This is a genomic window from Micrococcus sp. CS26, from assembly GCF_055522295.1.
Genome location: NZ_JBVFVY010000035.1, coordinates 1 through 10,273, shown reverse-complemented (window position 1 = coordinate 10,273; position 10,273 = coordinate 1). Strand labels below are relative to the sequence as shown.

Below are 10,273 nucleotides of genomic sequence, written 5' to 3'. Positions count from 1 at the left end.
GTGCACGATGCACCCGGCCACCGCATCGGTGCCGCCGCGGCGTGCCACGGCCTGCTCGAGGGCGTTCACGGCCAACGAGGCCTGCATACGCCCGGCCATGGAGTACCCCACGATCCTGCCGGCGTAGAGATCCTTGATCGCGCAGAGGTAGAGCTTGCCCTCACTGGTGGGGTGCTCGGTGATGTCGGTCAGCCACAGCCGGTTCGGAGCTTCGGCAGAGAAGTCCCGGCGGACGTGGTCGTCGTGCACGGGTGGGCCTGGGCGGGTCCCGTACTTGCCACGCTTGGCCCCGAACCCGCAGTGCCACCCGTTCTGGCGGCAGAGCCGCCAGGCAGTACGGGCGGCCATTCGCTCCCCGGCCGCCTCGGCCTCGTCCCGCAGCAGCCGGTACCCGAACTCCGGATCGTTCAGGTGAGCGGCGTGCAGGGCGTTGGCCCGGTAGGCCTGCTCCACCTCAGAAACGGCGACGGGCTGGTCCCGCCAGCGGTAGTAGGGCTGGCGGGCGAGCTTGAGGACCCGCAAGGACACCGCGACCGGGATCTGGTCGGCGGCGAGCTCGGACACGAGCGGGTACATCATTTTTTCGGCAGGTTCGCCTGGGAGAGGTAGGCCGCGGCGCGGCGTAGGACTTCGTTCTCCTGCTCGAGGAGCCGGATCCTGCGGCGGGCTGCGCGGAGTTCTTCGGCCTCGGCCTTGGTGGTGCCTGGGATGTTGCCTGCTTCGATATCGGCCTGGCGAATCCAGTTCGTCAGGCAGGACTCGAAGATGCCGAAGTCCTTCGCGATGTCTTTCAGATGGGTGCCGGGCTCACGGTTCTGCGCGACCCGGACGACATCATCGCGGAACTCTTTGGGGTAGGGGGCGGGCATGGTGCACATCCTTCCCTTTGGTGTGGGAACACCACAGATCGTATGTCACCTGTACGTGCGTCAGTCCCTCCCTCGGCCGTCGGCCTGTGCACGATCGGCCCCTTGACCACAGGGGTCAGGAGCACCGGGGTCGGGACGCGGATATGGTCTGTCGTTCCCAGGGCCGGGGCTTCTGCTCCATCGCCGACCGGCGTCGAGGCGTGCCACCCACCTGTCGCACCGCCCCACCCCGCCAAGATCACCGTGTGGTCTCGTACGGCGCCGGCAGGTTGACTCCCTAGGGGGGACCGACTGCAGCGGGCCGCGGAGGGGAGTCCTAGTAGTGGTTATCGCGCGGCGTCGACGGTGCCCCGGTCGGGCACCGTGGCGGTCAGGAGGACCGCGGCCAGCGCCCCGCCGACAATGAAGATGTCCGCGATGTTGCCGATGAACCAGTTCCCGTAGGCGAGGAAGTCCACCACGTGGCCTTGCCCGAATGACGGTGGGCGCAGGAGCCGGTCACCCAGGTGGGAAGTCACCGCGCCGCCGAGACACCCGATCACGATCGCCCAGGACACGGTACGGACCCGGAGGGTGAACCAGATCGCCGCGGCGACCGCCACCGCCGAGATGATGGTGAAGATCCAGGTCGAGTTGGCCCCGAACGAGAAGGCCGCCCCGGGGTTGTAGGCCAGCTGGAGCCCGAGCAGCTCACCCAGGAGCGGGACTCGCTCGCCCGTGGACAGGCTGTTCTCCGCCCACCACTTGGTCACCTGGTCCAGGACCACTACGCCGGCCCCGATCGCAATGGTCAAGAGCACCAGGGGGTACCTGCGCCGGTGGTTCATTCGTGTCCTTTCGCGATGCGCCCGTTTCCCGGCGCCTCAGTGGATCTGCTGACCCCGGCGCGACCTGTGAAATCGCTGGCAGGTACCGGATGGACCGGACAGGTCGGGTCTCACCGGGCCTGGGCGTCTCTGTCCCGCAGGCACGGTAGGAGCTCATCCCGTGGTGGCGGGTTGGGCTTGCCGGTCGGTGAGGGGTTCCAGGGCGGTGCGTCGGGTGGTGGCGGCGCGCAGGCCGTTGCCGATGACGATGACCTCGGCGACCTCGTGGACCAGGACCACGGCGGCCAGGCCGAGGACGCCGGTGATGGCCAGCGGCAGCAGCACGGCGATGATCAGCAGCGAGAGAATGATGTTCTGATTGATGATGGCCCGGCCGCGGCGGGCGTGGGCCAGAGCTTGGGGGATCAGGCGCAGGTCGTGGCCGGTGAAGGCGACATCGGCGGATTCGATGGCTGCGTCCGAGCCGGTGGCGCCCATGGCGATGCCGACCTCGGCGGCGGCCAGGGCGGGAGAGTCGTTGATGCCGTCACCGATCATCGCGGTGGGCCGGGTGCCGGTCAACTGGTGGACGGCGGTGGCCTTGTCCTCGGGGCGCAACTCGGCGCGCACGTCGTCGATGCCGGCCTGGTCGGCGATCGCCCGGGCGGTGCGGGCGTTGTCCCCGGTGAGCATGGTCAGGTCGATGCCCTGGCCGGTCAGGGTGGTCACGACGGTGGGGACCTCAGGGCGCAGTTCGTCACGGACCCCGATGGCCCCGGCGACCGCCCCGTCGCGGTGGATGATGACCACGGTCATGCCCTGGTCCTCCAGCCCCTGGACCTGGGCCGCCAGGGGGCCGGGGGCCAGCCAGCGGGGGCTGCCGACGGTGACGGTAGCCCCGTCCAGGCGGCCGGTGATCCCGTGCCCGGCGGTCTCGGTGACGCCCTCGGCCGCGGGCGTGTCCGGGGTGGCGGCGGTGATGGCCGCGGCCAACGGGTGGGTGCTGTGCTGTTCCAGTGCCGCGGCCCAGCCCAGCACTTGGTCCTCGGTGATGCCGGGGGCGGCGAGCACGGCGGTGACGGTGGGCTGGTTGCGGGTCAGGGTCCCGGTCTTGTCCACCGCCAGGTGGCGGATCCCGCCGAGGCGCTCGAAGGCGGCCCCGGATTTGATGACCACCCCGAACCGGCTGGCCGCGCCGATCGCCGAGACCACGGTGACCGGCACCGCGATGGCCAGCGCGCAGGGCGAGGCGGCCACCAACACCACCAGGGCGCGGGTGATCCACAGTTCCGGGTCCCCGAGCAGGGACCCGAGGGCCGCGACGAGCACGGCCAGGATGAGCACCCCGGGCACCAGGGGCTTCGCGATCCGGTCGGCCAGCCGGGCCCGGTCCCCCTTCTCGGCCTGGGCCTGTTCGACCAGGTGCACGATGGTGGTCAGGGAGTTGTCGGTGCCGGCGGCGGTGGCGTCAATCTCCAGGGCCCCGGCGGTATTGATCGACCCGGCCGAGACGGTGTCTCCCGGGCCGACCTCGACCGGGATGGACTCGCCGGTGATCGCCGAGGTGTCCAGGGAACTGCGCCCGGTACGCACGATCCCGTCGGTGGCGACCCGTTCCCCGGGCCGGACCACGAGCACCTGCCCGGGTCGCAGGTCCTTGGCCTCGACCTCCACCGTGGCCCCGCCGGCCCGGATGGTCGCGGTCTCGGGCACCAGTTTCAGCAGGGCGCGCAGGCCCGCCCGGGCCCGGTCCATGGCCTTGTCTTCCAGGGCCTCGGCGATGGAGTACAGGAACGCCAGGGCGGCGGCCTCCTCGATGTAGCCCAGGATCACCGCGCCGATGGCGCTGATCGTCATCAGCAGTCCGATCCCGAGCCGGCCCCGGGTGAACAATCCGCGCAGCGCCCCGGGCACGAAGGTCCAGGCGCCCAGCACCAGCCCGACCCAGAACACCACCGTGGCCACGAGACCGGCCCCGGACCATTCCAGGACCAGCCCGGTGAGGAACGCCAGCCCGGAGAGCGCCGGGAGCAGGATGGCTGCATCGCGCCACCACGGCCGGTGCTCCTCGTGCTCCTCGGGTGCACCGGGAGTGGGGGTCGGGGCCTCGCAGCCGCAGGCGGCGCTCACGAGGCCACCTCCGCCGTGTCGCAGCACCCGGGTACCGGGCAGCCCGGGTCCAGGCAGGGCGCGGAGGCATCCACCGCGAGGGTCACCTCGAGCAGACTGCTCAGCGCCCGGGCCAGGTGCGCATCGACGATCGCGTACCGGGTGCGGCGGCCCTGGTGCTCGACGGCCACGATCCCGCAGTCCCGCAGGCAGGCCAGGTGGTTCGACACGTTCGACCGGCTCAGCCCCAGGGCCTGGGCCAGCTCGGCCGGATACCCGGGGCCCTCCAGCAGGGACAGCAGGATCCGGGATCGGGTGGGGTCGGCCATCGCCCGGCCCAGCCGGTTCATCACGTCCAACCGTGTCGCAATCGTCAGCATGTGGTGAACTATACAGCCTGCACTGTAGTCTCTTGCGGGGTTTCGCCCGGGCCGGGCGACCCCGATCGATTGAATCAGTGAGGACCCTCCGTGACTGCCCGTTGCTGCCCCACCTTCCCGCATCGCCGCTGCCGGGGCCGAGGAGGACGGCCATGAGCCTGGGTGGGTTCTTCGCCGAGATGGTCCAGTCCGGGGCACTGCTGGTGGCGATGCCGCTGGCCGTGGTCGCCGGGCTGGTGTCCTTCCTCTCCCCGTGCATCTTGCCGCTGGTGCCCGGATACCTGGGGTATGTCTCCGGGCTGGCCGACCCGCGCCGGGCGGACAACCGGCGCCGGGTGATGACCGGGGTGGGACTGTTCATTATGGGCTTCGCCGCGGTGTTCACCCTCTACGGGGCCGCCTTCGGGGTGATCGGCGGGTGGCTGTTGCAGTGGCAGGACGCGCTGATCCGGGCCTTGGGGGTGTTCGTGATCCTGATGGGCCTGGTGCTCATCGGCTGGCTGCCGTTCCTGCAGAACACCCGGCGGATGTCCTTCCAGCCCAGGACCGGGATCGCCGGGGCCCCGCTGCTCGGGGTGGTCTTCGGCCTGGGCTGGACCCCGTGTATGGGCCCGACCCTCAGCGCCGTGCTGGCGTTGAGCACCACCACCGGGGACCCCTGGCGCGGGGCCCTGCTGGGCTTCCTCTACTGTCTGGGCCTGGGCATCCCCTTCGTGCTGGTGGCGATGGGCCTGGACTGGGTCACCCGAACGCTGGGCTTCGTCCGCCGCCACATCCGCGCCTTCAACATCATCGGCGGGGTACTGCTGGTGCTCGTCGGGGTGCTGATGGTCACCGGGATCTGGACCCTGTGGATCTACCAGCTGCAGAACCTGGCCGGCACCTTCACCACCCCCGTCTAACCCCGCCCGCACACGCCCCCCACCTCACGGATTGGACCGCTCGTGACTTCCCCTGACCCCACCGCTTCCACCCCGTCCCGGCAGCGCCGGGCCAAGATCGTGGTCTGGGTGCTGCTGGGCCTGGTCGTGGCCGCCGCCCTCATCGGTTACCTTGTGGCCCGCGGGACCGCCACCGCCCAGCAGCAGGACCCCAACCAGTCCACCGCCCAGTCCACCGGGCAGTCGACTGGGTCTGCCGGTCAGTTGGTGCGGGAGAATAGCCGGGTGCTCTCGCAGGCCCCCAATGAGAAGGCCGTGCTGGTGGAGTTCCTGGACTTCGAGTGCGAGGCCTGCGCGGCGGCTTACCCCTTCGTGGAGGACCTGCGCGCCGAGTATGCGGACACCGTGACCTTCGTGCACCGGTACTTCCCGCTGCCGGGCCACCCGAACTCGGTCACCGCGGCCATCGCCGTGGAGGCCGCTGCCCAGCAGGGCGCCTACGAGTCGATGTACCAGAAGATGTTCGAGACCCAGACCGAGTGGAGCCACACCACGGAGGACCGCAGCCCGGTCTTCCGGGCCTACGCCGAAGAGTTGGGCCTGGACATGGCCGCCTACGATGCCGCGGTGGCCGACCCGGCCACCCGGGACCGGGTCGAGCTGGACGTGGCCGACGGCACCGCCCTGGGCGTGGCCGGGACCCCGACCTTCTACCTCGACGGTGAGCCGCTCACCGTGAACAGCCTGGAAGAGTTCACCGCCGCCGTCGAGGCCGCCACCCAGGACTGACCGCCCGGACCATCCGCGGCCACCCGGGCCAGAGCAGAGGACCGAGAGCAAAGGACTTCCCATGACCGACCGGCTCACCGAGCCCACCGCCCCGAGCGCCGCCTCCCCAGTATCGGCAGCCGGCCCGGCGCCGGCCCCGGCGTGGTTCACCGGGCGCCGGGCCTTCGGCCTGGTGCTGCTCGTCACCGGCGCCGTCGGCTGGATCGCCTCGGCGACCCTGGTCCTCGAACGCCTCGCCCTCTACGAGAACCCCGGCCACACCACCAGCTGTGACATCAACCCCTGGGTGTCCTGCGGACGGGTCATGGGCACCTGGCAGTCCGAGCTGTTCGGCTTCCCCAACCCGCTGATCGGCATCGTCGCCTTCGCCGTGGTGATCTCCACCGCGATGGTCGTGCTCTCCGGGGCCCGGCCCGGCCGCGGGTACTGGCTCGGGCTGCAGGCCGGGGTCACCCTCGGGATAGGGTTCGTGGCCTGGCTGTGGTTCCAGGCCCTGTACGAGATCTACATCCTCTGCCTGTACTGCATGATCGTCTGGGCGGCCATGATCCCCCTGTTCCTCCTGCTCACCGCCCGCAACCTCGCCCACGGCGTGATCCCCGCCCCGCCGGGGGTGGTCCGGTTCGCCACCGGCTGGGCCGGGACCCTCATCGCCGTCGCCTACGTCGCCGTCGCCGGCTCGGTCTTCGTCCAGTTCCTCCCCGCCTTCACCGGCTTCTGACCGGTCCTGGGGCGCGACCTCGCCATTATCGACTGAAGGCGCTATCATCGTCGTATGACGATGATTAAGGAGCCGGGGGTGTCCCCGGCGGCGGGCCTGGGCCCGGCGGCGGCGCTGTTCCACGGGTTCTCCGACCCCACCCGGTTGGCGATCCTGCGGCACCTGGCCACCGGGGAGCACAAGGTGCGCGAGCTGACCGAGCACCTCGGGTTGGCCCAGTCCACGGTCAGTGCGCACCTGGCCTGCCTGGCCGGCTGCGGGTTGGTGGCCTCCCGGCCGGTGGGCCGGGCCTCGCTGTACGCCCTGGCCGCCGAGCCCGAGCTGCTTCAGGTGCTGGCCGCCGCCGAGCGGCTGCTGACGGTCACCGGGCACGCGGTCGAGCTCTGCCCACACTCCGGCACCCCGGGCCCCGACGGCCCCGCCGCGGCCTGAGCCCGGTCCCGGAGAAGGAGGACACAGTTAATGGGTGCACACCACCACGCCTCGCCGGCGCACCGCTGGCGGCTGGCGGTCGCTTTCGCCATCACCACGGCGGTGCTGCTGGCCGAGGTGGCCGGGGCGCTGATCACCGGCAGCCTGGCCCTACTGGTGGACGCGGCGCACATGCTCACCGACGCTGGCGGGTTGCTGATGGCCCTGCTGGCCTCCACCCTGATGGCCCGGCCGCCCACGGCCCGGCGCACCTGGGGGTTCCTGCGCGCCGAGGTGTTGGCCGCCCTGGCCCAGGCCGCCATCCTGCTGGCCGTGGGTCTCTACGCCTTCATCGAGGGCCTGCAGCGACTGTTCGCCCCGCCCGAGGTAGCCTCCGGCCCTCTGCTGCTGTTCGGGATCCTCGGCTTGGCCGGTAACCTCGCCTCGCTGGCCGTCCTCGGCTCCGGCCGCGGGGCCAACCTGAACATGCGCGCCGCGTTCCTGGAGGTCCTCAACGATGCGCTGGGCTCGGTGGCCGTGATCGCCAGCGCCCTGGTCATCGCCACCACCGGCTGGGCGCAGGCCGACGCCGTGGCCGGGATGCTCATCGCCGTGTTGATTGTGCCCCGCACCCTGAAGATCCTGGCCGAGGCCGCGCACATCCTGCTCGAATCCACCCCCCGGGACCTGGACCTCGCCGAGGTTCGGGACCACCTTGAAGCGGTGCCGCACGTGGTGTCCGTGCACGACCTGCACGCCTCCCAGATCGCCACCGGGGTCCCCGTGCTCAGCGCCCACGTCGTCGTCGAGGACCACTGCTTCCACGACGGGCACGCCCCCCAGATCCTGGACCAGCTCCAACACTGCGTCGCCGAGCACTTCGACGTGGCGATCGACCACTCCACCTTCCAACTCGAACCCGCCGCCCACGCCCACCACGAACACCCCACCCACCACTGACCCAGTGGGGCTGGTTGAGCAATAGACGCGTCCGCAGGAGGAACCCCCCACCGGACACACCCGCAGCCGACATGGATGAACAGTGGCACGCCACTAGGGACATCCCGCATGACCCGTCCGGTGGTCCGTCCCGCGACGGCACGTCATACGACACGCCCCCGGGTGGGTCACCATCGGCGGCACACAGCTCCGCAGCCCGCGGTGGTCATCGGCGTTGGGCCAGCACCTTCTGTCCGGCTTCGCGCAGTTCCCCCGTGGGTGAGACGTGGCGGTAGAGGGTCTGGCGGGTGATGCCCAGTTCCTTACACAGGGCACCGACGTTGGTGTCCTTGTTCCCCATCGAGGCCATCGCCAGGCGGATCTTGGCCGGGGTCATCTTGTAGGGCCGGCCGCCCTTGCGGCCTCGGGCCCGGGCCGAGGCCAGGCCGGCCTTGGTGCGTTCGGAGATCAGCTCGCGTTCGAACTCGGCCAGGGCGGCGAAGATCCCGAACACCAGCTTGCCGGAGGCGGTCGTGGTGTCAATCGCCGCCCCCTGGCCGGTGAGCACCTTCAGGCCCACGCCCCGCTCGGTGAGCTCGTGCACGATGTTGACCAGGTGGCGCAGGTCCCGGCCGAGTCGGTCCAGCTTCCACACCAGCAGGGTATCCCCGGCCCGCAGCGCTTTCAGGCACGCGGCCAGATGGGGACGGTCATCGCTCTTGCCGGAGGCCTTGTCCTCGTACAGAGCCTCCGGTTCCACGCCGGCTTCGAGCAGGGCGTCGCGTTGCAGGTCGGTGGCCTGGGAGCCGTCAGCCTTAGACACCCGCATGTACCCCACGAGCACCGCCCACCACCCCTGTCATTTATTCGATCGTTTATGTGACACGAGGCCCGCAGAGCGAGGTGTTGAGAAATATTGTCACGTAACCGGTCATTTATTCTACGTCTCGCAGACGGTCAAGGCGCAGCTATGGTGACAGGTAGTCCGAAGGGATGCCGAGCTCGGTGAAATTGCTCCGGACGCCTTGGATCACTTCGTCGTTGTCGCGGCGGTACATCGTGCAGAAGTTGAAGAGTTGGCGGGCGGTCTCGGGGGTGGTCCGGGCTTCCTCGACGACGGCCTGAAAGTTCTTTTTGATCTCCTGCCAACGGATGGCGGTGGGGTCCGTGGTTTGTTCGGTGCTGCCGGGGTCGCGGGAAATGTCCGGTTGGGGCAGGAACACCTCGGCTTCGCGTCCGGGGCAGGTCATGGCCCGGGTTTCGAGCAGGTGTATCGCGGTGGCGGCGGCTTCCAGGGACTGGAGTTGGCGCTGATCGGAGAGTTCCTCGTAGGGGCGCCACGGGCCCTGTCCGGCGCGGACCGGGTGGCCGGTGCGGTCCCACACCTGTCGTGTCAGCCGGCCGGGTGCGCCGCATTCGATGATGGTCGCGCCGAGCTCGTCGAGCAGCGTCCTGAGTAGTCGGAACCAGAGGCCTGCGTGCACCCGGTGTCGGGGAAGGGCGACGGATCCTGTGGTCAGGGCCTGCCAGGTCCGCTGGTCCATGCTCCGGATCGCCGCCCCGACCGGTCGCGGCTCGGGCCTACCCGGCGAGACGTGCCAGAAGTCGTGGTAGCCCACCGGGCCGTTGTGGCGTTCGAGTCGGCAGTGGTGGACGGGGCAGGAGAGCATTAGGGGCACCAGCCACGCCAGTTGGTAGGGGCAGGGAGGGGTGGATTCCATGGTGCAGCGCGGACAGGCCCGGTGTTGCCAGCCGGCATCCGTGGGCAACCAGGCCCGCCAGTCCTCCACGGTACGGTCGCGTCTCCTTCCCCGGGGCAGCAGTACCGCCAGCTGGCGGGTATAGGTGGTGTAGGCCTTCGCCGCTGGCTCGAGTTGGTCCAGCAGCCAGGGGGTCTGCCCGCCGAGAGTCATGGCCCGTATGGTGTCGGTTCCGGTTCTGGTGCGGCCGGCTAGCTGGTTGATGAATTCCTCCGGGGCGGCCACGTCCAGGTCCCCGGGGCGGGAGATGCAGAACCCGGTATCGAGAACGAGGTCCTCGACCTCGGCCCCGTAGCGGTGGGCTATCCGGCGCAGCCAGGAGGTGAGTGCCTCACCGGTGACCGGGGCCGGGTGCACCGGCCACCGAGTGCTCACAGCAGCTCGCGTTCGAAGACCCGGCGGCGTTCGGCCGGCCCGGTGTAGTTAGCCATCGTCAGGGTCCGGTGGTCGATGGCCTCGAGGCCGGACTCGACGGCGGCCACCGCGGCCGCGGTCAGCAGGTGGGCCAGCTCCCCGATGGTGCCCTCGCTGCGGGCCAGCAGGTAGCGGGCCATGTCCTCGGTGTCGATCACCGATGGTTTCCGGAGGGGGAAGGAGGCGGCGAAGCG

The 10,273-nt window shown here is 70.2% G+C and carries 12 protein-coding genes and 1 pseudogene; 5 read left to right on the top strand and 8 right to left on the bottom strand.

Annotated elements, in window-relative coordinates:
- The 5 genes from ACZ1IK_RS10730 to cmtR form a co-directional block, all read right to left on the bottom strand.
- Positions 1-579: DDE-type integrase/transposase/recombinase (locus tag ACZ1IK_RS10730; RefSeq protein WP_465098502.1), on the bottom strand; the 579-nt coding region annotated here is incomplete at its 3' end.
- The gene (locus tag ACZ1IK_RS10725; protein WP_060973960.1) at positions 576-869 is read right to left on the bottom strand and encodes a transposase; all 294 of its coding nucleotides are present in this window, start codon (positions 867-869) and stop codon (positions 576-578) included. The genes ACZ1IK_RS10730 and ACZ1IK_RS10725, both read right to left, overlap by 4 nt.
- A 326-nt stretch (positions 870-1,195) precedes the next feature.
- Positions 1,196-1,669, bottom strand: a complete 474-nt coding sequence (locus ACZ1IK_RS10720) for a signal peptidase II (RefSeq protein ID WP_227718746.1) — start codon at positions 1,667-1,669, stop codon at positions 1,196-1,198.
- Positions 1,670-1,849: 180 nt separating this feature from the next.
- On the bottom strand, positions 1,850-3,805 hold the full coding sequence (locus ACZ1IK_RS10715; RefSeq protein ID WP_170721174.1) for a heavy metal translocating P-type ATPase: 1,956 nt from the start codon (positions 3,803-3,805) through the stop codon (positions 1,850-1,852).
- The gene (gene cmtR / locus ACZ1IK_RS10710) at positions 3,802-4,164 is read right to left on the bottom strand and encodes a Cd(II)/Pb(II)-sensing metalloregulatory transcriptional regulator CmtR (protein ID WP_060775722.1); all 363 of its coding nucleotides are present in this window, start codon (positions 4,162-4,164) and stop codon (positions 3,802-3,804) included. Before cmtR ends, ACZ1IK_RS10715 begins: the two co-directional genes overlap by 4 nt.
- 152 nt (positions 4,165-4,316) lie before the next feature.
- On the opposite strand from cmtR, the gene ACZ1IK_RS10705 reads away from it, so the two are divergent.
- From ACZ1IK_RS10705 to ACZ1IK_RS10685, 5 genes are all read left to right on the top strand, one after another.
- Positions 4,317-5,066, top strand: a complete 750-nt coding sequence (locus tag ACZ1IK_RS10705) for a cytochrome c biogenesis CcdA family protein (protein ID WP_036313837.1) — start codon at positions 4,317-4,319, stop codon at positions 5,064-5,066.
- A gap of 42 nt (positions 5,067-5,108) precedes the next feature.
- Complete coding sequence (locus ACZ1IK_RS10700; protein WP_081097719.1) at positions 5,109-5,834, top strand: DsbA family protein; 726 nt, start codon at positions 5,109-5,111, stop codon at positions 5,832-5,834.
- A 61-nt stretch (positions 5,835-5,895) separates the two neighbouring features.
- Complete coding sequence (locus ACZ1IK_RS10695) at positions 5,896-6,555, top strand: vitamin K epoxide reductase family protein (protein WP_036313831.1); 660 nt, start codon at positions 5,896-5,898, stop codon at positions 6,553-6,555.
- 54 nt (positions 6,556-6,609) lie between these two features.
- Positions 6,610-6,987, top strand: coding sequence for an ArsR/SmtB family transcription factor (locus ACZ1IK_RS10690; protein ID WP_036313828.1), 378 nt, complete (start codon positions 6,610-6,612; stop codon positions 6,985-6,987).
- Positions 6,988-7,017: 30 nt separating this feature from the next.
- The gene (locus ACZ1IK_RS10685; protein ID WP_036313825.1) at positions 7,018-7,926 is read left to right on the top strand and encodes a cation diffusion facilitator family transporter; all 909 of its coding nucleotides are present in this window, start codon (positions 7,018-7,020) and stop codon (positions 7,924-7,926) included.
- 205 nt (positions 7,927-8,131) lie between these two features.
- Here the strand turns inward: ACZ1IK_RS10685 and ACZ1IK_RS10680 are convergent, their stop codons facing one another.
- From ACZ1IK_RS10680 to ACZ1IK_RS10670, 3 genes and pseudogenes are all read right to left on the bottom strand, one after another.
- Positions 8,132-8,749, bottom strand: coding sequence for a recombinase family protein (locus tag ACZ1IK_RS10680; RefSeq protein ID WP_036313821.1), 618 nt, complete (start codon positions 8,747-8,749; stop codon positions 8,132-8,134).
- Between the two features lie 124 nt (positions 8,750-8,873).
- Positions 8,874-10,040 (bottom strand): TniQ family protein, encoded by a 1,167-nt coding sequence (locus ACZ1IK_RS10675; protein WP_080981719.1) that lies wholly within the window; start codon positions 10,038-10,040, stop codon positions 8,874-8,876.
- Positions 10,037-10,273: pseudogene (locus ACZ1IK_RS10670) on the bottom strand (TniB family NTP-binding protein); the annotation flags it as partial. The gene ACZ1IK_RS10675 and the pseudogene ACZ1IK_RS10670, both read right to left, overlap by 4 nt.

Coding starts and splice junctions, on each gene's coding strand:
- ACZ1IK_RS10725 (WP_060973960.1), bottom strand. CDS start 869: ATGCCCGCCCCCTACCCCAAAGAGTTCCGCGATGATGTCGTCCGGGTC.
- cmtR (WP_060775722.1), bottom strand. CDS start 4,164: ATGCTGACGATTGCGACACGGTTGGACGTGATGAACCGGCTGGGCCGG.
- ACZ1IK_RS10705 (WP_036313837.1), top strand. CDS start 4,317: ATGAGCCTGGGTGGGTTCTTCGCCGAGATGGTCCAGTCCGGGGCACTG.
- ACZ1IK_RS10695 (WP_036313831.1), top strand. CDS start 5,896: ATGACCGACCGGCTCACCGAGCCCACCGCCCCGAGCGCCGCCTCCCCA.
- ACZ1IK_RS10690 (WP_036313828.1), top strand. CDS start 6,610: ATGACGATGATTAAGGAGCCGGGGGTGTCCCCGGCGGCGGGCCTGGGC.
- ACZ1IK_RS10685 (WP_036313825.1), top strand. CDS start 7,018: ATGGGTGCACACCACCACGCCTCGCCGGCGCACCGCTGGCGGCTGGCG.